The sequence below is a fragment of the Salipiger sp. ABN3_019 genome, assembly GCF_056158605.1.
This window is the reverse complement of sequence record NZ_JBSWTP010000002.1, coordinates 78,074-100,064: the sequence shown is the minus strand read 5'-3', so window position 1 is coordinate 100,064 and position 21,991 is coordinate 78,074. Positions and strand designations below refer to the sequence as shown.

Below are 21,991 nucleotides of genomic sequence, written 5' to 3'. Positions count from 1 at the left end.
CCATCAGGCATGCTCATAGAGCATTTCTCGCCCGAGGTCTTGCTGATACAAGCTGCGGCAGCCTCGGGCGGTGGATGACCGCCAGGACCAGCGGGGAGGCCGGATTGGGGTCGAACCGTGTTGTTATTCGCTTCCAACTCGCGCTCCACGGAGGGTGCGAAGGCGATGCTCAGCGAGAAGAAGCTGCACACCACGAGGACGACGAGAAGTGTCACGCGGGTTCCGATTGAAGGTCTCATCGGGGTCTCCTACTTTTTTCTGGCGCTTTGGATGCGCCCGGAGACCTCTTCGCACCGCTTCAAGGAGGCGTTTTGCAGAGATTATGAAGCGAGCATGCAGACGCAGAATTTTCTTGTCCTGTTGCGTGCGGGTGTCAGACGTCGGATGCTTCAAACGCATAGCCTACGCCGTAGACGGAGCGGATGAGGTCTTGCTCTGACACCGCGGCAATCTTGCGGCGGATATTGCGGATGTGGCTATCTACCGTTCGGTCGAAGACGGAGCTGTCATCCGGAAAGGCAAGATCAAGCAACTGGTCGCGGGAAAAGACCCGCCCAGGTCTGCGCGCTAGGATCTCTAGAAGGGTGAATTCGCGGCGTGTGAGCTCCAGGCGATGTCCGTCCAGCGTCGCGCGCCATGCGCTGCAATCCAGTATAAGGCGAGGCGGGGGCTTTTCCGAGACCTCGAAGGCGCTAACAGGTGTGGGACCGGATCGTCGCCGCAGGACTGCCTTGATCCGGGCAACGAGTTCGCGCGGCGAGTAGGGTTTGCATACATAGTCATCAGCCCCAAGTTCGAGCCCTAGGAGGCAGTCGATCTCTTCGACCTTTGCTGTCGTCATGATGATCGGGACATCGCTGGCGGCGCGCAGCTCTCGGCATATGGTCAGCCCGTCGACACCCGGAAGCATAAGATCGAGTACTATCAGGTCGTGGCTTTCCGCGAGCGCACGCGCTGCGGCGCCCCTACCGTCCAATTGTATGTCGGCTGCCATACCCGCAGCCAGGATGTAATCGTGGACGACCTCAGCAAGAGCTTCTTCGTCCTCGATGATGAGGATGTGTGCAGGAGATGGGGTCATAGGTGATCCAAGGCCAGAGGCAGGCGCACGTGAAAGGTTAGCCCGCCCAAATCCGAAGGGTGGGCTTCGATGGTGCCGCGATGAGCTGTGACGAGCGTACGGCAGATGGACAGCCCCAATCCGGAGCCGCCGTGGTTCCGGGACCGGGAGTTCTCGTCACGTGTGAAGCGGTTGAACAGTGTCGGCAACACGTCCGGGGAGGGGCAGGGACCGCTATCGGAGACGGTCAGAACGGCCACCTCGGTCTCGCAGCGGCAGCTTACCCTTATGCTTCCTGGCTTGTCGGTGTAGCGCGCGGAGTTGTCGAGCAAGTTGTCGATGACCTGACGCAGCCTCTGAGCGTCACCGATGACCGGCACGGGGTCGTCTGCGTCGAGCATCAGCGCGAGTCCGGGCTGTGCGTCAAGCAGGCGGCTGTCCTCGCAGGCGCTCCGCGCGAGTTCTCCCAAGTCGCAGTGCCGGAACGCCAACGCTAGCCGCGCCTCGTCTGCGCTGGCGAGCAGTCTTAGATCGTCGGTAAGCCTGGAAAGCCGCATCACCGCACCGTGCATGGTGCCGAGGGTTTGTCCATTCAATGGCCGAATGCCGTCCTGCATGGCTTCGATGTCCGCCCGAAGGATAGCCAGCGGGGTTTTCAGCTCATGTGAGGTGTCCGACACCCATTGCCGCTCCCGCCTGCGGCTGGCCTCAAGACTGGCCGCAAGGGCATTTTGGTCGCGCATCATGCGGCCCAGCTCGTCGCGCCGGCGTGCGTCGAGCCGGCTCGAGAGGTCGCCCGAAGCCAGTCGCGCCACGTGCTCGCCGATGCGGTGGATCGGCGAGAGCAGCTGGCGTGCTGTTAAAAGAGCAACCAGTGATGCACAGGCAAGGGCAATCAGCGCTGCGACCACGATAGCCTTGAATTGCCGCTCGAGGTAGAGCGCGCTCAGAGCGGCCTGTGGGTTGTCCAAGCCGTAGAGCCGCAGGGTCCCCAGAGCTGCGCCCTGCGCGTCTTCCAAAGGCAGGTCGACCCAAGTGCTGGACGCGTATGGGCGGCCTGCCAGAACTGAGCCGCCTGCAGACAAGAGCACAAGCCGGTCGGGCAGTGGAATGGGATGGATTTCGGGTTCTGCGCGATTCCGACCAGAGGGACCCGAGGGAGGTCTGTTAGGTAGAAGCGAGGGAGGTTCCGGCGGTCCGGGAACAGAGCGGTGGATCAATCCAATCCAGTCCTGGTAGCTGGTGATGTCTGGCCAACCTTGCGCGGCGCGCGGATCGGTCTTGAGCGCCTCGGAGAGGCCCTCAAGACCTGTCAGCTCGGACTCGAGCAGGTAGCGGGTGAAGCCCTGGCGCGTGCTGTAGTCAAGGGCCACGGCCATGAGGCCCACGGCCAGCAAGACCGGGACCACAACAGCGACGAAAAGCTTGCCGGTCAGAGAAAGCCGCGGCCAGATCATAGAGCGCGCCTACGTCGCCAAAGTGCAGAAATGGTGAAGTGATCCCAAAGCACTACCCGCATAAGTCGACCGCCTCCAACCCGTCGAGCCTTTCGAACAGCCGTCGTGGCTACAAGCAGAGTGACCCGGGTACTTTTGTCTCACTGGCGGAAATGAGAGAGTTCTAATCCCGGTGGCTTCAAAGGTGCCGGTCAAACTGTACCGCCCCAATTACCCATTGGACCGAATCGTGAGTATCGCCGATATTTCTCAACGAGTGAGGTCGCGCACGGTCAAAGACAAAGCTGATACCTTCGTAGAAGGTGACTTCGTCATCGTCAACGCGCAAAAGAACTTCGCCGGAGAAGACCATGCCGCCGTTTTGGGCGGGATAGCTCAACACATTCTTGCCAATGTCGCCGCCGGGCTCGAGATGCAGTATCATGATCTGCAGGTTGTGACGGTCGGTCGAGGTCGGCAGCCCTTTCCGCATCATTCCTAGTTCGATCAGGCCGCGGTTCTGCTTGCGTCGCACAAATGCAGGATCGTCACCCGGCGGCGCTTCTCGCTCGAGGCCCTGTTCGCCAAAAAGCTCTTGCATGGGAACATTGAGCGCGCGGCGCCACGCTCATCACCAGCAACCGGCGTGGCCGCGGGGTCAGCAACTGGCGCCCTCGATCTGCACGATGACCGCATGGTGCAGCAGCCGGTCCAGCAGCGCGGCGGTTGCGACGATGGGGTCACAGAAGACCTCGCCCCACTCGGCCAAGCCGCGGTTCGAGGTGAGGATCATTGTTGCCCCTTTCGCGTAACGCGCATTGACGAGTTGGAAGAACAGGTTTGTCACGTGAGCGCAACGGTCATTGGACTTGGCGCGATTTCGGCTTAGCCGATGCGGATAACCCAGCCGCCGATTGTCCGGCGTCAGCGCCCATGGGACATCTGAATTGATTTCGGAAAGGAGGGTTTCTGGCTCATCGTAACCACCAAGGAGTGGAGATGAGACAGAAACCCGGAACACCGAAGCCTTCCGCTGAGAAGGTTGTGAAGGACATCCGCCGACGCACCCGCAAACAGCATTCGGCGGAGGAAAAGATCCGCATCGTGCTTGAGGGCCTTCGCGGCGAGGAGAGCATAGCTGAGAACGGCGGTGAGAAAGTCGACCACGGTAGCGGCGGGATGAGCCCGCTGCGGGCGGCGTAAAAGTCGTCCACCTTTACCCTTTCTGGCGACAGGGAGGGCGGGAGGATTTTCACCGTGGATTTGTATCGGAAGGTTCGCCTGGCTTGTTCAGAAGGCATGAGCCAGCGCGAGGCTGCGCGTCAGTTTGGGGTTTCCCGCGACAGTGTTCGGAAGATGTTGGCGTTCTCGGTTCCGCCTGGATACCGGCGGACGGCGCCGGTGAAGCGGCCGAAGCTGGATGGGTTCACCGAGATCATCGATGGCTGGCTGGAAGGGGATCGCGAGGTCCATCGAAAGCAACGGCACACGGCGAAGCGGGTATTCGAGCGGCTTCGCGATGAGCATGGCTTCACCGGCGGCTATACGATCATCAAGGACTACATGCGGGAGCGCGAGCGGCGCGGCCGAGAGATGTTCGTGCCGCTGGCCCATCCGCCAGGACATGCCCAGGCCGACTTCGGCGAGGCTGTGGTTGTCATCGCTCGCCATTGCGCTTGAACCAATGGCGCACAATGGCTCGCCGTCGAGCAGAAGGCGCACTTCTTCGTTATGGACTTGCCGCACAGTGATGCCTGCTTCGTGCGCGCCTATCCCGCGGCGACAGCGGAAGCCTGGGGAGACGGCCACGTCCACGCCTTCGCCTTCTTCGGCAGGGTGCCGGTATCGGTCCTCTACGACAACGATCGCTGTCTTGTTGCGAAGATCCTGGCGGACGGCACACGTCAGCGGGCCACGCTCTTCAGCGGGTTCCTGTCCCACTACCTGTTCCGAGACCGCTATGGCCGCTCCGGCAAGGGGAACGACTAGGGCAACGCGGAAGGATTGGTCGGCGGTTCCCGCCGCAACTTCATGGTCCCGGTCCCGCGGTTTGTGAGTTGGGCTTCGTTCAACGCCTATCTGGAGGAGCAGTGTCGCAAACGTCAGGCGGATGTTCTGCGCGGCCAGTCCGAGACCATCGGCGCACGGCTGCAACGCGATCTGGCGGAGCTGAGAGCCCTGCCAGGAACGCCTTTCGACGCCTGCGAGCAGGTCAGCGCCCGGGTCAGCTCTCAATCTCTCGTTCGGTACGGCACCAACGATTACTCGGTGCCGGTTGCTTATGGGCATCGGGATGTTTGGGTGCGCGGCTATGTTGATCAGGTCGTGATCGGCTGTCGCGGCGAGGTCATCGCCCGGCACCCGCGGTGCTATGCGCGCGATGACATGATCTTCGACTCGATCCATTACCTTCTGCTGCTCGAGAAGAAGATCAATACCCTTGATCAGGCCGCCCCCTTGGCGGGCTGGGGCCTGCCAGTTGAGTTCGAGACCCTGCGCCGCCTGATGGAGGCGCGGATGATCAAGGCGGGACGCCGGGAATATGTGCAGGTTTTGCGCCTGCTGGAAACCTTCGACATCGATGATCTCCACGCGGCCGTGAAGAAGGCCCTGCAATTGGGCGCGGTCGGCTTCGATGCCGTGAAGCACCTTGCTCTCTGCCATGTTGAGAAACGGCCGCCGAAGCTGGACCTCGATGTCTATCCCTACCTGCCGCGCGCGAATGTCGGGACCACCTCGGCGGCCAGCTACATGTCTCTTCTGTCGGGAGACGCGGCATGACCGGTGCTCCGCAGATCCTGCTTGCTCATCACCTCAAGACGCTGAAGCTCCCGACCTTCTTGCGGGAGCACGAGAAGCTGGCGCGCCAATGTGCAGCCGAGGGCCTGGACCACGTCCAGTTCCTCGCCCGACTTGTCGAACTGGAACTGATTGATCGCGAGGGACGGATGATCGAACGTCGGATCAAGGCTGCAAAGTTCCCCGCCAGGAAGAGCCTGGACAGCTTCGACTTCAAGGCGATCCCGAAGCTCAACAAGATGCAGGTGCTGGAACTTGCCCGTTGCGAATGGATCGAGCGGCGCGAAAACGTCATTGCGCTCGGACCGAGTGGCACGGGCAAAACCCATGTTGCTCTGGGGCTGGGATTAGCCGCCTGTCAGAAAGGAATGTCGGTCAACTTCACTACGGCCGCGGCACTGGTCAATGAGTTGATGGAAGCCCGCGACGAGCGCCGCCTCCTGCGGCTCCAGAAGCAGCTGGCCTCCGTCAAACTGCTCATCATCGATGAGCTGGGCTTCGTGCCTCTGTCAAAGACCGGCGCCGAGCTACTCTTCGAGATGATCTCGCAACGCTACGAGCGTGGCGCCACGCTCATCACCAGCAACCTGCCGTTCGACGAATGGACCGAGACCTTCGGAACAGAGCGGCTGACCGGCGCTCTGCTCGACCGCCTGACCCACCACGTCAACATCCTCGAGATGAATGGCGACAGCTACTGGAGTGCGCCGCTCGGGCTGGACCAGTCAGGCGGCTCGCTTTGACCGGGGCGCGGCGTTTCTTTCTTCGAACTGGTTGGGGCTCAAGTAGCCGAGCGCAGAATGCAGCCTGGTGGAGTTGTAGACGTTGTCGATGAAGTTTGGCAAATCCGCTGCGACGTCTTCGAAGGTCTCGTATTCGGTCACATAGACCGCCTCGACCTTCAGCGTCTTCATGAAGCTTTCGGCTTGCGCGTTATCGTAGGGATTCCCTCGACGGCTCATAGACCCGAAGAAGCCGTGGCGCTCGAGGATGCGGCGATGCCGGGATGCGGCATATTGCGCTCCCCTGTCGGTATGAAAAACCCATCCCGGTAGCGGGCGTCGGGATGCGGTTGCAGCCTTCAGCGCAGCCGCTGTGAGGCGCACGTCGATGTTGCGGCCTAGCCCGTAGCCCACGACCTAGCGCGACCAGGCGTCCAGAATGACGGCAAGATATACGAAGCCGGTCCCGATGGCGACATAGGTGATGTCCCCGACCCAGAGCTGATCCGGTCCATGGACTTCAAACCCTTTGGCAACATTCGGATAGATCGGGCTATCGTGGCTGCTGTCGGTGGTTGCGACATAGCGGCGTTTCCGCTTTGGATTCAGATCATTCTCACGCATGATCCGCCGCACTTTCTTCGAGTTCACGACAAGACCACGGTGGCGTAATTCAGCAGTGACACGGCGATACCCATAGTTGCGGCAGGTCTCCGTGATCAACAGAATCTCGCTGACGGCCGGATCTTCTGCGGTCGGGCCGGAAGCGTCGTAAAAACTGGAACGGGGAAGATCCATCAACTCGCACCCCCGTCTGACCGAGAGGCCGACGGGCCGGTGATCACGGATGTAGATCCGTTTCTCTGCGACCGTGTGTGCGCCCGCGCCGTTTTTAAAAACTCGATCTCGAGCGCCTGACGGCCGACAAGCCGTTCGAGCGCCGCGATCCGCGTTTCGTATTCGGGGAGCAGTTCCTCTTCGATGGCGTCATCGTCAAATTCGCCGCGCTCATACTTGTCGATCCAGATCGGGATCAGCGTGCGGCAAATATCGTGCCTCTGGCTGAGCGCGCGCATCGACTCGCCGTTGAAATAGGCTTCGACGACTTCGCGTTTCTTGGACGTGCTGTGACGACGGTGCTTCTTGGCCATGCGGTTCTCCTTATCAGAACCACGACCCGGTCAAAATCTTCAGCTCAAGCTGTCCAGCCCGAGGGGCGCACTCCACCCGTGGCTGGTTTTTGCTCCGCCATTGACATGCAGCAACCCGAGGTCGCAAACGCCACTATGCGCCACCACATCACAGCTGCGAAGGACCGGATGTTCGTGGGCACGCAGGAAAGCTAATGCCCGCACACATCACCTGATCACGACGGAAGCGGTGTCTTTCGCAAGTCGGGGCAAACGGAATTGTGAGCGCTTCCCGTGTATCAAGCCAAGTTTGTCGGGCGGCGAGCGGCCGAGTTGCTCCGCACTACCGACCTCGAACCTCTCAACATGCTGTATCTTGCATCAATGACCGGTTCGGGTGAGCTTCACTGCAAACGGGGAGGCACGTTGCTTATGCCCGGAAACACCGCACAGCGGGAAAGCGTGCGCCGTTCGGGAACGGCGGCACGGCTTGGTGATCGGAACCCCGCCAAGGGCTCAGGCGGGTGCTTGGTCTTGGATCAGCACCGGCGCGAAATAGGTCTTGCTGCGGCCGCCGAGGGTGATCGGGTCGATCATCGAAACGCAAGTCTGGTAGTGCGGGGTCTTGCGGTGTTCGTCGAGCGCCGCCTCGCTCTCGAAGATCTCGTAGACGTAGAAATTGTTCTCGTCCGCGGGGTCGTGCAGCAGGTCGAAGCGCAGGTTGCCCGGCTCCTTTCGCGTTCCTTCGCAGTTCAGCGTGAAGGCCTTGAGGAAGGTGTCGCGCGTGCCCTCCTGGACCTTGATGTTGACGAGTTGGATCAGCATGATCTTGTCCTTTTTTGCGTGGAATGGGAAGCCTCAGATGCCGGGTGCCTGCCACATGGAAGTGGTGGTGCCGTCGAGCACGAGCTGGCGCTGCGCGGCATAGGCGTGGGCCCATCGCTCGCCAGCCTCGTTGTAGAGCGGGCGCAGCGCGGCGTTGGGGGTGAAGGTGCGCTCGGTCCGTGTCCAGGCGCCGCCCGCCTCGGCGAGCGAGGTGAAATAGCCTGCACCGGTCGCGGCCGCCGAGGCGCAGCCCTGCGCGGTGGCCTCTGTCACCTGGGGCGTGACCACGGTCAGCCCGGTGACATCGGCAAGGATCTGCGACCAATGCGCGGATTTCGCGGCGCCGCCGGCGAAGACCAGCCGCTCGGGCCGGTGGCCGGTGAGCGCGAAGACCGCCTCGAGGTTGCGGTGCGCGACGATGGCGGCGTTCTCCTGCAGCGCGCGGAAGATCGCGGCGGGGCCCGCTGCAGCGGCATCGAGCGAGAGGTTGAGCAGCGAGGGCGCGGCGTGGAACCAGTCGCCATAGCGCATGACGTCGGAAAAAATCGGGATAATCCCGTGCGCGCCGGGCGGAACGGCCATCGAGTCGGCCTCGAGCGCGGCGTAGCCCCTGCCGTTGCCGAAGGCGTCGCGGAACCAGCGCATGACCGCGCCGGTGAAGAAGCTGATCGCCTCGGCCTGGTTGAGCCCGGCGACCATGTGCGGGTTGATGCGCAGCTTCATGCATGGATCGGTGAGCGAGAGGGGCACGTTGACCACCTGCTGCCAGAAGGTGCCGCCGAGCACCGCGCAGTCCCCCTCGTGCACGATGCCGAGCCCGAGCGCGCCGGTCTGGCAGTCGCCGCCGCCGGCGACGACCAGCGTGCCGGGGGCCAGCCCGGTCTCGGCCGCGGCGGCAGCATGGACCGTGCCGATGACCTCACCGGTAGCGACGCCGCGGGGGAAAAGATCGGTGGGCAGGCCGACGGACTCCAGCGCCTCGGTGAGCGGTGCACGGGTGCGCAGGTCGAGCAGGCCGGTGGTGCCGCCGTTAGAGGGCTCTAGCGTCAGTTCGCCCGAGAGCCGGTGGACGATCCAGTCCGAGAGCATGGTGAGGCTGCGGGCGCGCTCCAGTGTCTCGGGAGCGTGACGGCGCAGCCAGGCGAGGCGGGGCAGGGCGCCGAGCGCGTAGGTCTGGCCGGAGCGGGCGTAGATCTCGGCCTCGAGCCCGGGGTGGGCCTCCTTCAGCTCGCGCACCTCGTCCCCGGCGCGGGCATCGACGTTGGCGCAAGCCCAGATCTCGGCGCCGCTGGCGTCATGCAGCACGAAGGCTTCGCGCATGGCGGTGGCGCTGACAGCGTGGATCTCGGCGGGATCGACACCGCTCAAGGCGATCACCTCGCGGCAGCAGCGCGCGAGCGCGGCCCAGTTGCCGGCGGTGTCGAAATCCATCGAGCCAGGGTAGCGCGGGTCGGTGGCGTGCCACCATTCCTGTCCCGAGGCGGCGATCTCGGCCCCGGTCTCGTCGAAGAGCACGGCGCGGCCACTGCCGGTGCCGGCATCGAAAGCAAGAAAATAGGGCATGGTCAGGCCTCCGCGGCGTCGAGCAGGGCGAGCGCGGTCGGCTCGTCGGTGATCAGGATGTCGAGAATCTCGCCGCGCAGTGCCGAGAGGATCGGGCCGGTCTTGTTTGCCCCGCCCGCCGCGCCGATCACCCGGTCCGAGGCGCGGAGCTGCTCGAGGTCCACGCCGACCACCCGGTCGTGCAGCGGCACGCCGATGTCCTGCCCGCGGCGGTCGTAGAAGCGGCAGAGGATGTCACCGCGCGCGCCGCCCCGGCGCAGCGGGTCGATCTCGCCCGCCGGGATATAGCCCTGGGTCACCACCGTCGCGCTCTCGGTGAGCCCGCCTATGCCGACCAGTTTGTAGTCTGCCTCCAGCGCCTGCGCCATGAGCGCGGCGATCGCCGGCTCCTGCATGAGCGCGCGTGCCAGCTCGGGGGTCGAGACGACCAGCGGCGCGGGGATGATGTTGATGTTGCGGTGCCAGTTCGCCTCGCGCATCCCCTCGACGTAGGTCTGCACCCCGCCGGTGAGGGAATAGAGGCCGATTCCGCGCTCCTGCGCCGTGTGGCCGAGCATGCAAATCGAATGGGTGACGGTCTCGCCCCAGCCGACCGAGAGCGTCTCGCCGGGGGCGAGTTTCTGCATCAGGTACTGGGCGGCAGCCTGTCCGACCCGCAAATTCACATCCTCGACCGAGCTTTCGGGAATCACCCGGCAGTCGCTCAGGCCGAACTGCTGACGCATCCGGGTCTCGAGCTCGAGGCAGCCCTGCTGGCGCGAGTTGATCCGCACCTGGATGAGCCCGGAGGTGCGCCCGGCATCGAGCAGGCGCGAAACCTTGATGCGCGAGATGTTGAGGATGTCACCGACGTCGCTCTGGGTCAGCCCATCGTTGTAATAGAGCCATGCCACGCGCGCCATGAGGGCATCGTCTGTGTCACTCTGGGGCTGTTCCATCATCGAACGGGTCCTTCTTCCTGCGGGATGCAAGCGAGATCATGATAGTTCTTAATTAAACATTTGAACAAGTCAATTGCACATTTTCGCGGTAGTGCAGCATAAGAATTACGCTAATGTGGATTGACATAGCGGAAACATGCTGCACAAATGATTCAATCGATAGCAAATGAACATCTTTTAGATGGTTGCCCTGCAACCCCGGTATCGGTGAGGAGGCGTTATGAAAACTGTGCTCGCGGAGCTGAAATCCGTGTCGAAAAGCTACGCGGGTGTCCCCGTGCTGAAGGGGATCGATTTCTCGATCCGCGCCGGTGAGATCCATGCGCTGCTGGGTGGCAACGGCGCGGGCAAGTCGACGCTGATGAAGATTCTCGCGGGCCTTGTGTCCGCCACGGGCGGCGAGGTGCGGCTCGGCGGTGCCCCGCTTTCTCCCGCGACACCCGCGCAGGCGCAGGCCATGGGACTCTACCTCGTCCCGCAGGAGGCGCACATCTTTCCGAACCAGACAGTGCTCCACAACATCTGCGTCGGCATGCCGAAACCCGCCGCTGCCTATCGCACCCGGGTCGAGGAGCTGATCGCCCAGCTTGGCGTCTCGCTGTCGCCCGATGCCAAGGCCGCGACGCTCGAGATCGCCGACCGACAGATTGTCGAGATCCTGCGCGGGCTGCTGCGCGAGGCAAAGGTGCTGATCCTCGACGAGCCGACCTCGGCGCTGACGCCGCACGAGGTCGAGACGCTGTTCGGCCACATGCGCGCACTGCGCGCCGAGGGACACGGGCTTGTGTTCATTTCCCACAAGCTGCACGAGCTGCGCGCGGTCTCCGACCGGATCACCGTGCTGCGCGACGGCTACGTGGTGCTGAGCGAGCGGATGCGCGCGAGCCCCGATGCCGAAATCCTCGCCGCCATGAGCCCCGGCGTCACCGCGCTCGACGCGCGCGAAAGGCAGCGCGAGATCTCAGGTCCTCCGGTGCTCACCCTAGAAGGACTGAGCGGCGAGGGCTTCGTGGACATCTCGCTGGCGCTGCGGGCGGGAGAGATCCTTGGACTGACCGGTGTCGTCGGCGCCGGGCGCACGGAACTGGCCGAGACGCTGGTCGGGCTGCGGTCGCGCAGCGCTGGACGCGTCACGCTCGAGGGTCGCGACTTCCGCGCCAAGGGGCCGGGCGCCGCGGTGGAGGCGGGGGTCGTGCATCTTTCCGAGGACCGCCAACAATACGGGCTCTTCCTCGAGGCGCCGCTCTACTGGAACACCTCGTCGCTGGTGCACGACCGGCTGCCTTTCCTGCTGCGGCCCGGGCAGGAGCGCCGCCGCTTCGAGACATACCGCGAGACCCTGGGCATCCGCTGCGCCGGCCCCGACCAACCGGTCGGCAGCCTTTCGGGCGGCAACCAGCAGAAGGTGCTGCTGTCCAAGTGCCTCGCCACAGCGCCCCGGGTGCTGATCCTCGACGAGCCGACGCGGGGCGTCGATGTCGGTGCGCGCAACGACATCTACCGCATCATCGAGGACCTCGCCGAGACCGGCACCGCGGTGCTGCTGATCTCGTCCGATTTCGACGAGGTGCTGCGCCTTTCGGACCGGATCGCCGTGATGGCGGGCGGCCATTTCGCGGGGGACCTGCCCGGCGGATCCAGCACCGACGACATCGCACAGCTTGCCTTTGAGGCCGGGGAGGCCGCCCATGCTTGAACGCATCGCCCGCGACCGTGTCGCGACGCTCTTCTTCGTCACGCTGGCCGTGCTGCTGGCGGTCGGCGCCGCCGCGCCGGGCTTCCTGTCGCCGCGCACCGCGAGCATCATCTGGTCGAACGGGCTGGTGCTGATGCTGGTGGCGCTTGGGATTTTCCCCATCATCCTGACGCGCAACATCGACGTCTCGGGCGGCTCGGTTCTAGGGCTCTCGGCGGTGACGCTGGGGCTGACGCTCAATGCCGGCGTCGCGCTGCCGCTCGCTTGCGCCACGGCGCTCGGCATGGGTTTGCTGGCCGGGGCGCTCAGCGGCGCGCTGGTGGCGCTGCTCGGCGTGCCCTCCATCGTGGCGACGCTCGGCACGCTCGGGCTCTTCCGCGGGGTGATGCTGATCGCCACCGGCGGCGAGTGGATCGAGGAGCTTCCCGAGGCGCTGAAGGCGCTCGGCGCCAAGTCGGTCGCGGGCCTGTCGGTCATGGGGCTGGTCGCCGCGGGCGTCATCCTGCTGGTCTGGCTGCTCCTGCGCTCGCGCCGAGGCGGCTGGGTCAAGGTTGTCGGCGACAACCGCGCCGCGGCCCGTCATCTCGGCCTGCCGGTGAAGCGCATCGAGTTCCTCTGCTTCGTCTGGGGCGGCGCGATGTACGCGCTGGCCGGGATCACCTATGCCGCACAGATCGGCTTCGTGCCGAACCAGGCGGGCAGCGGCATCGAGTTGCGCGCCATTGCCGCGCTGGTGCTCGGTGGGATCAGCCTGCTGGGCGGGGTGGGGACCGTGGCGGGCGTGGTCGTCGGGGTGATCTTCTTCACCTCGATCGACACCTCGCTCGTGTTCCTCAAGATCCCCGCCTACTGGAACGACCTCATCGGCGGCGCCATGCTGCTGACCGTCCTGCTGATCGACGGCCGGCTGCGCATCTCGCTCGAGGCCCGTGACCGCGCTGCGCGCTACCACCGATCGAGCCACAAGATTGCCCCGCGCAGCGACCTGGAGGATGCCGCATGAAACGTCACCTGATGCGCTGGGAAGTGCTGCTCTTCGTGGTGCTTCTGGCCGAGCTCGCCATCTTCGGGATGATCAACCCGCGCTTCCTGCGGCCCTCGTCGCTGCTGTTCGGGACCTCGGATTTCGTGCAGGTCGGCATCGTCGCTGTGCCGCTGACGCTGGTGATCATCGCCGGCGGGATCGACGTGAGCTTCGCCTCGACCGTGGGGCTGGCCGCGATCACCTTCGGCATCGCCAACTTCTTCGGACTGCCGCTACCGCTCTCGCTGCTGGTCGGCTTTGCCACCGGCGCTGCGGCGGGTCTGCTGAACGCGGTGGTGATCCGGCTCACGCGGCTGCAGCCGCTGGTGGTTACGCTGGGCTCGCTCTACATGTTCTCGGGCGCGGCGACCGTGCTCTCGGGATTGGTCGGCGCCAGCGGCTACGAGGGCATCGGCGGCTTTCCCGCCGGGTTCACCGCGCTCGGCTACACCCAGGTGCTGGGCCTGCCGATGCCGCTCTTCGTCTTCCTGTGCTTTGCCGCGATCCTGCTGGTCTTGCTGCACCTGACGCGCTTCGGGCGGCTGGTGTTCCAGGTCGGCCAGAACGAGGATGCCGCGCGCCATTCGGGCATGCCGGTTTTCCGCGTGCAGGCGACGACCTACGTGCTCACCGGCCTCGCCGCCGCGCTGGCGGGGCTCATGCTCTCGGCCTATTTCGGCTCGGCCCGGGTCGATCTCGGCAGCGCCACGCTGCTGCCGGCGATCACCGCCGCGGTGCTCGGCGGGGCCTCGATCTACGGCGGCCAGGGTTCGGTCCTGGGCACGATCATCGCCACGTTCATCATCGGCTACCTGCAGCAGGGCCTGCAGATGAGCGGTGTCCCGAGCCAGATTTCCAGCGCGCTGTCCGGGGCGCTGCTGGTCCTCGTAGTTGCCCTGCGCCACGGCGCAGCACTGCTGCGGGACGTCTTACCGGTCCGCTCGCGGCAGGCTCACTGACCCCGGGCACTTGTTTCAATGGAGGAGGAAACACCATGCGTAAATCCCTGACGCTGCTTGGCACGGTTGCGGCCGGCCTAATGGCGGCCAACGTCGCGAACGCCCAGGACATCGCCTTTATCCCGAAACTGGTCGGGGTGGGCTTCTTCACCTCGGGCGGCAACGGCGCGATGGCCATGGGCGACGAGCTTGGCGTCAACGTGACCTATGACGGCCCGACCGAGCCCAGCGTATCGGGCCAGGTGCAGTTCGTGAACAACTTCGTCAACCAGGGCTACGGCGCGCTCGTTCTGTCGTCGGTCTCGCCCGACGGGCTGTGCCCGGCGCTGAAGCAGGCGATGGCCCGCGACGTGCTGGTGATGACCTGGGACAGCGACGTGAACCCCGAGTGCCGCTCCTACTACATCAACCAGGGCACGCCGGACCAACTCGGCGGGCTGCTGGTCGACATGGCCAATGACGGCCTTGCCGGCAAGGAAAAGGCCAAGGTCGCCTTCTTCTATTCCTCGCCGACCGTGACCGACCAGAACGCCTGGGCCGAGGCCGCCAAGGCAAAGATCGCCGCCGAGCACCCGGGCTGGGAGATCGTGACGACCCAGTACGGTTACAACGACGCGCAGAAGTCGCTGCAGACCGCCGAGAGCATCCTCGGCGCTTATCCCGACCTCGACGCGATCATCGCCCCCGACGCCAACGCCCTTCCGGCATCGGCGCAGGCGGCCGAGAACCTCGACCGCGCCGGCAAGGTGACCATCGTCGGCTTTTCGACGCCGAACGTGATGCGCCCCTACGTGAAGCGCGGCACGGTCGAGCGCTTCGGCCTCTGGGACGTGACGCAGCAGGGGGCGATCTCGGTCGCCGTGGCGGCGCATGTGCTGAAGGACGGCCCGCTCAACGTCGGCGACAGCATCGACGTGCCGGGCATCGGCTCGGTCGAGGTCTCGCCGAACTCGGTGCAGGGCTACGAATACGAGGCCGAGGCCAACGGCATCATCCTGCTGCCCGAGCGCACCGTCTTCAACGCCGAGAACATCGACAACTACGACTTCTGAGGCCGCTCCGGCCACAGACCACCGGGGGCGCTTGCGGCGCTCCCGGTCCATGAAAGGGAGAACCGAGATGCAGAGCCGCTGGAACGACAAGGAAGCAGAGGCCTTCGCGGCCGAGGCCGAGGCGCGGGGGGAGCCCGCCGCGCTGGGGTTGCGGGTCTATACCTCGCGGCTGATCGGGCAGGACCCGGATCTCGTGCTGCACGGTGGCGGCAACACCTCGGTCAAGATCGCCGCGGCGGACGGCGGCACGGTGATCCACGTCAAGGGCTCGGGCTGGGATCTCGGCGACATCGAGGCCCCGGGCCTGCCGGCCATGCACCTTGCGCCGCTGCTCGCCACGCGCGACGTGCCGCGCATGTCGGACGAGGACATGGTTGCCTTCCTGCGCAGCCACCTTCTCGATCCCTCCGCGCCCAATCCCTCGGTCGAAGCGCTGCTGCATGCCTACATGCCGCATGCCTTCGTCGATCACACCCACGCGACGGCGATCCTCGTGCTGGCCGACCAGGCCGACATGGAGCCGGTCGTGCAGGAGATCTTCGGCGGGCGGGTCGGCTGGGTGCCCTACGTGATGCCGGGCTACGACCTGAGCCACGCCTGCAAGGATGCGCTGGCGCGCGATCCCTCGGTCGAGGGGCTCTGGCTGTCGCAGCACGGGCTCTTCACCTTCGCCGAGACCGCGCGCGAAAGCTACGAGCTGATGATCGATTTCGTGACCATGGCCGAGGACTATCTCGCGGCGCGCGGCATTACCGTTCCGGCCCCGGAAGACACCGACCGCGCGGCGTCCGACGCCCTCGCGCGCGACCTCGCCGAAGCGCTCGCGGCGCGCGGCGCGCTTGGTGATGACCCGGCGCTCGATTTCCGCTCGACCCCGTCGATCCGCGTCTACCTCGGGCGCGCTGACTTGCCCGAGCTTGCGCGGCGCGGCACGGTGACACCCGACCACGTGATCCGGCTGAAGCCCTTCGGTATGCAGCTCGATGGTGGCGCCGGGCGCGAGGGCATCGACGCTGCACTCGACCAGTTCGCCGCCGAATACGGCGCCTACTTCGAGCGCAATGCGCCCCACGCGGCTGAGGAAAAGGTCATGCTCGATGCCATGCCGCGTGTCATCCTCGTGCCGGGCGCGGGCATCTTCGGAGTTGGCGCGAACATGAAGGCCGCCCGTATCGCGGGCGACCTCTTCGAGCAGACCTGCCGCGTGGTGAACGCCGCCGAGGCTTACCGCCGCTTCACCCCCATTTCCGAGCGCGATCTGTTCGACATGGAGTACTGGTCGCTGGAGCAGGCCAAGCTCAAGAAGCAATAAGAGATGTGTTCCTCGGGTCGGACCTCGGCCCGCGGAGAAATCCATGGTCTTGCGTGAACGGCTGGCCTTATTGAATTCTTGAAGTCTCCGAAGACGACGCGGAGGCGCGGAGTGGACGAGCGGGCGAAATTCGCTCGAGCCGCGTGATTGTATCGTCGGGCGGTTCCACCGAGATAGAACGGCGGTGAGAAAGTCGACCACGGTAGCGGCGGGATGAGCCCGCTGCGGGTGGCGGAAAAGTCGTCCACCTTTACCCTTTCTGGCGACAGGGAGGGCGGGAGGACTTTCACCGTGGATTTGTATCGGAAGGTTCGCCTGGCTTGTTCAGAAGGCATGAGCCAGCGCGAGGCTGCGCGTCAGTTTGGGGTTTCCCGCGACAGCGTTCGGAAGATGTTGGCGTTCTCGGTTCCGCCTGGATACCGGCGGACGGCGCCGGTGAAGCGGCCGAAGCTGGATGGGTTCACCGAGATCATCGATGGCTGGCTGGAAGGGGATCGCGAGGTCCATCGAAAGCAACGGCACACGGCGAAGCGGGTATTCGAGCGGCTTCGCGATGAGCATGGCTTCACCGGCGGCTATACGATCATCAAGGACTACATGCGGGAGCGCGAGCGGCGCGGCCGAGAGATGTTCGTGCCGCTGGCCCATCCGCCAGGACATGCCCAGGCCGACTTCGGCGAGGCTGTGGTTGTCATCGGCGGTGTCGAGCAGAAGGCGCACTTCTTCGTTATGGACTTGCCGCACAGTGATGCCTGCTTCGTGCGCGCCTATCCCGCGGCGACAGCGGAAGCCTGGGGAGACGGCCACGTCCACGCCTTCGCCTTCTTCGGCAGGGTGCCGGTATCGGTCCTCTACGACAACGATCGCTGTCTTGTTGCGAAGATCCTGGCGGACGGCACACGTCAGCGGGCCACGCTCTTCAGCGGGTTCCTGTCCCACTACCTGTTCCGAGACCGCTATGGCCGCTCCGGCAAGGGGAACGACTAGGGCAACGCGGAAGGATTGGTCGGCGGTTCCCGCCGCAACTTCATGGTCCCGGTCCCGCGGTTTGTGAGTTGGGCTTCGTTCAACGCCTATCTGGAGGAGCAGTGTCGCAAACGTCAGGCGGATGTTCTGCGCGGCCAGTCCGAGACCATCGGCGCACGGCTGCAACGCGATCTGGCGGAGCTGAGAGCCCTGCCAGGAACGCCTTTCGACGCCTGCGAGCAGGTCAGCGCCCGGGTCAGCTCTCAATCTCTCGTTCGGTACGGCACCAACGATTACTCGGTGCCGGTTGCTTATGGGCATCGGGATGTTTGGGTGCGCGGCTATGTTGATCAGGTCGTGATCGGCTGTCGCGGCGAGGTCATCGCCCGGCACCCGCGGTGCTATGCGCGCGATGACATGATCTTCGACTCGATCCATTACCTTCTGCTGCTCGAGAAGAAGATCAATACCCTTGATCAGGCCGCCCCCTTGGCGGGCTGGGGCCTGCCAGTTGAGTTCGAGACCCTGCGCCGCCTGATGGAGGCGCGGATGATCAAGGCGGGACGCCGGGAATATGTGCAGGTTTTGCGCCTGCTGGAAACCTTCGACATCGATGACCTCCACGCGGCCGTGAAAAAGGCCCTGCAATTGGGCGCGGTCGGCTTCGATGCCGTGAAGCACCTCGCTCTCTGCCATGTTGAGAAACGGCCGCCGAAGCTGGACCTCGATGTCTATCCCTACCTGCCGCGCGCGAATGTCGGGACCACCTCGGCGGCCAGCTACATGTCTCTTCTGTCGGGAGACGCGGCATGACCGGTGCTCCGCAGATCCTGCTTGCTCATCACCTCAAGACGCTGAAGCTCCCGACCTTCTTGCGGGAGCACGAGAAGCTGGCGCGCCAATGTGCAGCCGAGGGCCTGGACCACGTCCAGTTCCTCGCCCGACTTGTCGAACTGGAACTGTTCGACCGCGAGTGACGGATGATCGAACGTCGGATCAAGGCTGCAAAGTTCCCCGCCAAGAAGAGCCTGGACAGCTTCGACTTCAAGGCGATCCCGAAGCTCAACAAGATGCAGGTGCTGGGACTTGCCCGTTGCGAATGGCCTATCGGCAGATTGCCTTCCGCAATCGCCTGTCGGTAATAATCGAGCGGCGCGAAAACGTCATTGCGCTCGGACCGAGTGGCACGGGCAAAACCCATGTTGCTCTGGGACTGGAATTGGCCGCTTGTCAGAAAGGAATGTCGGTCAGCTTCACTACGGCCGCGGCACTGGTCAATGAGTTGATGGAAGCCCGCGACGAGGAGACTGTCCGGAATTCTGTGCCCCGGCGCGTTGATTACGCCATTGGGAAGCGGTCCTCGAACATGATGGCGAGCTGGCTTTTCACTGCGTGCCACTCGCGCACCGAGCGCTTCCACTCCTGAGAAGTAGCATTCAGGGCCAGATATATCAATTTCGCCGCCGCTTCGTCGCTGGGGAAATGCCCCCGTGTGCGGACGGCCCGGCGGATCTTCGAATTCAGCGCCTCTACGGCATTCGTAACCGGTATGAAGATCCCGGTGCCGATGTTCGGCCCCGATTTTCGGATCAGGGTGTATGCTGCGAGCATCCGGGACAGAGGCACCGGGAGCACGAAGGTGCGGGCAGGCCGATCCACACGATGAGCTGCGAGCTCGTGTTAGTAGCTGGCCGCCTCTGCGACTCGCCCGGTTGCGCCGAGAGCGCGAATCCGTAGTTGTCGTGTCGCCCGCCGCTCCCGCCTGTTTCCATTGGCAAGGGAGGCGCGCATGCGACGCGTGATTGGCATCGACATCCACCGGACCTTCGGAGAGGTGGTGATATGGGAGAACGGCCTGACCCGGCACGAGGGTCGGGTCGATATGACACGAACGGCGCTCGAGGGTTTTGGGCGGCAGCTCTTCAAGACAGACGAGGTCGTGATCGAAGCGACAGGGAATTGCATGGCGGTTTCGCGGGTGCTTTCACCTCACGTCTCGCGAGTGGTGATCGCCAACCCGCTTCAGGTGAAGGCGATCGCTCATGCCCACGTGAAGACCGACAAAGTGGATGCGGCGACTCTGGCGAGTCTGTACGCCGCGGGCTATCTGCCGGAAATTTAGACACCGGATGCGGCGACGGAGCGGTTGCGCAGGCTTGTCGCTCGCCGCTACCAAATCGTGCGCCACCGGACCCGGATCAAGAATGAAGTGCATGCCATCCTGCACGCGCATCTGATCCCGAAATGCCCGCATGCAGATCTCTTCAACAAGCGCGGCCGCGACTGGCTGACACGCCAACCGGTTCCGGAGGATGAACGCGCCGCGATTGCGCGCCATATCCGCGAACTCGACCGGCTCGGGGACGATCTTGCCCAACTCGACCGCGACATCGCGCAAGATGCCTTGAAGGACGAAGAGATTCAGCGCCTCCTGACAATCACTGGGGTTAATCTGGCGGTTGCCGCGGGCCTGATGGCGGCGATCGGCAGCATCGAGCGGTTCAAATCGCCGCAAAAACTGGTGAGCTACTTTGGTTTGAACCCGCGTGTGCGCCAATCCGGTCTAGGGCCTGCCCACCATGGCCGGATCAGCAAGGATGGCCGCAGCCATGCCCGCGCAATGCTCGTCGAGGCGGCCTGGGCCGCCGCGAAGGCACCGGGACCGCTGCGGGCTTTCTTTATCCGCATCAGGGCGCGGCGCGGACATCAGATCGCTGCCGTGGCTGTGGCCCGCAAGCTTGCGACCCTTTGCTGGCACATGCTGACGAAAGGCGAGGATTACCGCTGGGCCCGGCCCAGCCTGGTCGCCCACAAACGCCGCGCCATGGAACTGGCGGCCGGGTTGCCGCAGAAGAAAGGCAACAGGCGTGGCTCAAGCTATGCGTACAACGTAAAGGAGTTGCGCCATCAGGAAGCCAAGATCGCCCAGCATGCGGAAAAGAGCTATGAGCACTTCGTTGCGGCGTGGCGGACGCATCCTCCCGGAAAGGGCAGAGGGTGTGCGGCCGCCTCAAACCGGCAGGAACTGAATAGGCTGCCCGGTGACGCTTCCAGCCGACACGCCACGCTTCGCCCCGAGGTCGACCGCACCGTCAAAGAAAAGAGAATTCCGGCGGAAAAGTCTTGTCGATCTCATCCGTCGTATAGATCAGCCTGCGGACCTCGGGTGGATAGTCGAGGAACGGGATCACCTCCTGCCATGCCCGGCGCCAGGCCGGGGCGATGGAGGCGTATTTCCCGGCCCATTTCTCCTCGAAGGCATCGAGCTCGGCCTTGGCCATATCGGCGGTCGGGGCGCTGTAAATCCGGCGCAGGTCGGCCGCCACCACCTTCCGGTCCTTCCAGGAGCAGAAGTTCAGGCTGTGGCGCACCAGATGCACGATGCATGTCTGGACCATGGCCTCCGGGAAGGCGGCGGTGATGGCCTCGGGGAAGCCCTTCAGGCCGTCCACGACCGCGATCAGGATGTCCTGGGTGCCGCGGTTCTTCAGCTCGTTCATCACCGCCAGCCAGAATTTGGCGCCTTTGTTTTCGGCGATCCAGAGGCCAAGAACCTCGCGCTGGCCATCGCGGGTAACGCCCAAGGCGACATACACAGCCTTGTTCTTCACCGTCCGGCTGTCGGCATCGCGGATCTTCACCCGTAGCGCGTCGAAGATCACAATCGGATACATCCGTTCCAGCGCCCGGCTCTGCCATTCCCGGACCTCGTCCAGAACGGCGTCGGTCACGCGGCTGATCAGGTCGGGCGAGACCTTCAGGCCGTAGACCTCGAGCAGATGAGCTTGGATATCCCGCACCGTCAGCCCGGCGGCATAAAGCCCGATGATCTTGTTATCCATCCCGTCGATCCGGGTCTGGCCCTTCTTCACCAGTTCGGGCTCGAAGCTGCTGTCGCGGTCGCGGGGCACCGCCACCGGCATCTCTCCGTCCTGCCCTTTCAGCACCTTGGTCGAGGTGCCGTTCCGGCGGTTGCCTTGCCCCGGGGGAACCTCCTTGCCCTCTTCATAGCCCAGATGCGCGGTCAGCTCGGCGCCCAGCAACCGCTCCATGAGCTTGATCTTCAGCTCTTTCATCAGCCCGGCCTCGCCGAGCAGATCCTCAGGACGCTCCACGCCCTTCAGCAGTTCATCCAGTAGTTCCTTGGAGATCGTCATGCATGCTTCCTTTCGAAGAAGCATGGACCGGATCACTCATACACAGAAGATCTGACACTCTCCGCGTATGACCAGATAGCGAGTAGTTCCGCCCGAAACGCCTCCGTCTGTTAGCGACTTTCTACCACCATGCGAGATCCGATACCCTCCCGCTTTGGGCGGGCTATATTGCAGGCCTGACCAACTGATTGTCGAATGTTGCCCAAAGGTCGGGCCGGACCACAACAACCCGACAAAGCCGCTGAAACCTCAAGGAACGACCCGGCTCTGGTTCTCGGATTCAGCGCACGGTGAGTGACTTTGCCTACGGCTACCGCCGGTACACCCGGGAGCACCCGGACTGCATCGG

At 64.2% G+C, this 21,991-nt stretch carries 18 protein-coding genes and 7 pseudogenes; 13 read left to right on the top strand and 12 right to left on the bottom strand.

All coding sequences use genetic code 11. The features are described 5' to 3' along the window. Positions 1-373 precede the first annotated feature (373 nt). From ACXAD2_RS02185 to ACXAD2_RS02170, 4 genes and pseudogenes are all read right to left on the bottom strand, one after another. Positions 374-1,081: a winged helix-turn-helix domain-containing protein gene (locus tag ACXAD2_RS02185; protein ID WP_475166280.1), complete on the bottom strand. Its 708-nt coding sequence runs from the start codon at positions 1,079-1,081 to the stop codon at positions 374-376. After that, positions 1,078-2,517: an ATP-binding protein gene (locus ACXAD2_RS02180; RefSeq protein WP_475166279.1), complete on the bottom strand. Its 1,440-nt coding sequence runs from the start codon at positions 2,515-2,517 to the stop codon at positions 1,078-1,080. Before ACXAD2_RS02180 ends, ACXAD2_RS02185 begins: the two co-directional genes overlap by 4 nt. Positions 2,518-2,695: 178 nt before the next feature. Beyond that, a complete protein-coding gene (locus ACXAD2_RS02175; protein ID WP_475166277.1) occupies positions 2,696-3,097 on the bottom strand; it encodes a cupin domain-containing protein in 402 nt (133 codons plus the stop codon). A 63-nt stretch (positions 3,098-3,160) separates the two neighbouring features. After that, positions 3,161-3,337 (bottom strand): annotated as a pseudogene (locus ACXAD2_RS02170) (ATP-binding protein); the annotation flags it as partial. Positions 3,338-3,495: 158 nt separating this feature from the next. Here ACXAD2_RS02170 and ACXAD2_RS02165 point away from each other — a divergent pair. The 5 genes and pseudogenes from ACXAD2_RS02165 to istB form a co-directional block, all read left to right on the top strand. Continuing rightward, positions 3,496-3,639 (top strand): annotated as a pseudogene (locus ACXAD2_RS02165) (IS3 family transposase); the annotation flags it as partial. A 156-nt stretch (positions 3,640-3,795) separates the two neighbouring features. Continuing rightward, the gene (locus tag ACXAD2_RS02160; RefSeq protein WP_475166274.1) at positions 3,796-4,176 is read left to right on the top strand and encodes an IS21 family transposase; all 381 of its coding nucleotides are present in this window, start codon (positions 3,796-3,798) and stop codon (positions 4,174-4,176) included. A gap of 51 nt (positions 4,177-4,227) precedes the next feature. Beyond that, positions 4,228-4,485 (top strand): hypothetical protein, encoded by a 258-nt coding sequence (locus ACXAD2_RS02155; protein ID WP_475166273.1) that lies wholly within the window; start codon positions 4,228-4,230, stop codon positions 4,483-4,485. Between the two features lie 15 nt (positions 4,486-4,500). Continuing rightward, positions 4,501-5,277 carry a Mu transposase domain-containing protein gene (locus tag ACXAD2_RS02150; RefSeq protein WP_475166271.1) on the top strand — a complete coding sequence of 259 codons (777 nt, stop codon included), beginning with the start codon at positions 4,501-4,503 and terminating at the stop codon, positions 5,275-5,277. Then, a complete protein-coding gene (istB, locus tag ACXAD2_RS02145) occupies positions 5,274-6,038 on the top strand; it encodes an IS21-like element helper ATPase IstB (protein ID WP_475166269.1) in 765 nt (254 codons plus the stop codon). The genes ACXAD2_RS02150 and istB overlap by 4 nt, the downstream gene beginning before the upstream one ends. Here the strand turns inward: istB and ACXAD2_RS02140 are convergent. The 6 genes from ACXAD2_RS02140 to ACXAD2_RS02115 form a co-directional block, all read right to left on the bottom strand. Further along, on the bottom strand, positions 6,021-6,431 hold the full coding sequence (locus ACXAD2_RS02140; RefSeq protein WP_475166268.1) for a transposase: 411 nt from the start codon (positions 6,429-6,431) through the stop codon (positions 6,021-6,023). The two genes, istB and ACXAD2_RS02140, sit on opposite strands and share 18 nt — an antisense overlap. Before the next feature lie 3 nt (positions 6,432-6,434). Beyond that, positions 6,435-6,815 (bottom strand): IS3 family transposase, encoded by a 381-nt coding sequence (locus ACXAD2_RS02135; protein ID WP_475166263.1) that lies wholly within the window; start codon positions 6,813-6,815, stop codon positions 6,435-6,437. Further along, a complete protein-coding gene (locus tag ACXAD2_RS02130; protein WP_475166261.1) occupies positions 6,815-7,168 on the bottom strand; it encodes a transposase in 354 nt (117 codons plus the stop codon). The genes ACXAD2_RS02135 and ACXAD2_RS02130 overlap by 1 nt, the downstream gene beginning before the upstream one ends. Positions 7,169-7,663: 495 nt before the next feature. Next, positions 7,664-7,972, bottom strand: a complete 309-nt coding sequence (locus tag ACXAD2_RS02125; protein ID WP_475166256.1) for an antibiotic biosynthesis monooxygenase — start codon at positions 7,970-7,972, stop codon at positions 7,664-7,666. Positions 7,973-8,005: 33 nt separating this feature from the next. Beyond that, complete coding sequence (lsrK, locus tag ACXAD2_RS02120) at positions 8,006-9,535, bottom strand: autoinducer-2 kinase (RefSeq protein WP_475166253.1); 1,530 nt, start codon at positions 9,533-9,535, stop codon at positions 8,006-8,008. Between the two features lie 2 nt (positions 9,536-9,537). Then, positions 9,538-10,476 carry a sugar-binding transcriptional regulator gene (locus tag ACXAD2_RS02115; RefSeq protein ID WP_475166250.1) on the bottom strand — a complete coding sequence of 313 codons (939 nt, stop codon included), beginning with the start codon at positions 10,474-10,476 and terminating at the stop codon, positions 9,538-9,540. Positions 10,477-10,696: 220 nt separating this feature from the next. Between ACXAD2_RS02115 and lsrA the strand changes: the two genes are divergently transcribed. The 7 genes and pseudogenes from lsrA to ACXAD2_RS02080 form a co-directional block, all read left to right on the top strand. Further along, the gene (gene lsrA, locus ACXAD2_RS02110) at positions 10,697-12,172 is read left to right on the top strand and encodes an autoinducer 2 ABC transporter ATP-binding protein LsrA (protein ID WP_475166246.1); all 1,476 of its coding nucleotides are present in this window, start codon (positions 10,697-10,699) and stop codon (positions 12,170-12,172) included. Continuing rightward, entirely contained in the window at positions 12,165-13,175 is a 1,011-nt protein-coding gene (locus tag ACXAD2_RS02105; protein WP_475166242.1) for an ABC transporter permease subunit, read from the top strand. The genes lsrA and ACXAD2_RS02105 overlap by 8 nt, the downstream gene beginning before the upstream one ends. After that, positions 13,172-14,155 carry an ABC transporter permease subunit gene (locus ACXAD2_RS02100; protein WP_475166240.1) on the top strand — a complete coding sequence of 328 codons (984 nt, stop codon included), beginning with the start codon at positions 13,172-13,174 and terminating at the stop codon, positions 14,153-14,155. Before ACXAD2_RS02105 ends, ACXAD2_RS02100 begins: the two co-directional genes overlap by 4 nt. Before the next feature lie 35 nt (positions 14,156-14,190). Beyond that, positions 14,191-15,207, top strand: a complete 1,017-nt coding sequence (gene lsrB / locus ACXAD2_RS02095; protein ID WP_475166236.1) for an autoinducer 2 ABC transporter substrate-binding protein LsrB — start codon at positions 14,191-14,193, stop codon at positions 15,205-15,207. 67 nt (positions 15,208-15,274) lie between these two features. Continuing rightward, positions 15,275-16,519, top strand: a complete 1,245-nt coding sequence (locus ACXAD2_RS02090; protein ID WP_475166232.1) for a class II aldolase/adducin family protein — start codon at positions 15,275-15,277, stop codon at positions 16,517-16,519. 291 nt (positions 16,520-16,810) lie between these two features. Continuing rightward, positions 16,811-18,298, top strand: a pseudogene (istA, locus tag ACXAD2_RS02085) (IS21 family transposase). Then, a pseudogene (locus ACXAD2_RS02080) lies at positions 18,295-18,791 on the top strand (ATP-binding protein); the annotation flags it as partial. The pseudogenes istA and ACXAD2_RS02080, both read left to right, overlap by 4 nt. 32 nt (positions 18,792-18,823) lie before the next feature. On the opposite strand, the pseudogene ACXAD2_RS02075 reads toward ACXAD2_RS02080, so the two are convergent. Then, positions 18,824-19,027, bottom strand: a pseudogene (locus tag ACXAD2_RS02075) (transposase); the annotation flags it as partial. A gap of 265 nt (positions 19,028-19,292) precedes the next feature. Between ACXAD2_RS02075 and ACXAD2_RS02070 the strand changes: the two are divergent. Next, a pseudogene (locus ACXAD2_RS02070) lies at positions 19,293-20,483 on the top strand (IS110 family RNA-guided transposase); the annotation flags it as partial. A 127-nt stretch (positions 20,484-20,610) separates the two neighbouring features. Here ACXAD2_RS02070 and ACXAD2_RS02065 read toward each other — a convergent pair. Further along, a pseudogene (locus ACXAD2_RS02065) lies at positions 20,611-21,642 on the bottom strand (IS256 family transposase); the annotation flags it as partial. Positions 21,643-21,991: the final 349 nt, after the last annotated feature.

Bases quoted from the DNA above. Each gene is read 5' to 3' on its own strand.
- ACXAD2_RS02185 (WP_475166280.1), bottom strand. From the start codon at position 1,081: ATGACCCCATCTCCTGCACACATCCTCATCATCGAGGACGAAGAAGCT.
- ACXAD2_RS02180 (WP_475166279.1), bottom strand. From the start codon at position 2,517: ATGATCTGGCCGCGGCTTTCTCTGACCGGCAAGCTTTTCGTCGCTGTT.
- ACXAD2_RS02175 (WP_475166277.1), bottom strand. From the start codon at position 3,097: ATGCAAGAGCTTTTTGGCGAACAGGGCCTCGAGCGAGAAGCGCCGCCG.
- ACXAD2_RS02160 (WP_475166274.1), top strand. From the start codon at position 3,796: ATGAGCCAGCGCGAGGCTGCGCGTCAGTTTGGGGTTTCCCGCGACAGT.
- ACXAD2_RS02155 (WP_475166273.1), top strand. From the start codon at position 4,228: ATGGACTTGCCGCACAGTGATGCCTGCTTCGTGCGCGCCTATCCCGCG.
- istB (WP_475166269.1), top strand. From the start codon at position 5,274: ATGACCGGTGCTCCGCAGATCCTGCTTGCTCATCACCTCAAGACGCTG.
- ACXAD2_RS02135 (WP_475166263.1), bottom strand. From the start codon at position 6,815: ATGGATCTTCCCCGTTCCAGTTTTTACGACGCTTCCGGCCCGACCGCA.
- ACXAD2_RS02130 (WP_475166261.1), bottom strand. From the start codon at position 7,168: ATGGCCAAGAAGCACCGTCGTCACAGCACGTCCAAGAAACGCGAAGTC.
- ACXAD2_RS02125 (WP_475166256.1), bottom strand. From the start codon at position 7,972: ATGCTGATCCAACTCGTCAACATCAAGGTCCAGGAGGGCACGCGCGAC.
- lsrK (WP_475166253.1), bottom strand. From the start codon at position 9,535: ATGCCCTATTTTCTTGCTTTCGATGCCGGCACCGGCAGTGGCCGCGCC.
- ACXAD2_RS02115 (WP_475166250.1), bottom strand. From the start codon at position 10,476: ATGATGGAACAGCCCCAGAGTGACACAGACGATGCCCTCATGGCGCGC.
- lsrA (WP_475166246.1), top strand. From the start codon at position 10,697: ATGAAAACTGTGCTCGCGGAGCTGAAATCCGTGTCGAAAAGCTACGCG.
- ACXAD2_RS02105 (WP_475166242.1), top strand. From the start codon at position 12,165: ATGCTTGAACGCATCGCCCGCGACCGTGTCGCGACGCTCTTCTTCGTC.
- ACXAD2_RS02100 (WP_475166240.1), top strand. From the start codon at position 13,172: ATGAAACGTCACCTGATGCGCTGGGAAGTGCTGCTCTTCGTGGTGCTT.
- lsrB (WP_475166236.1), top strand. From the start codon at position 14,191: ATGCGTAAATCCCTGACGCTGCTTGGCACGGTTGCGGCCGGCCTAATG.
- ACXAD2_RS02090 (WP_475166232.1), top strand. From the start codon at position 15,275: ATGCAGAGCCGCTGGAACGACAAGGAAGCAGAGGCCTTCGCGGCCGAG.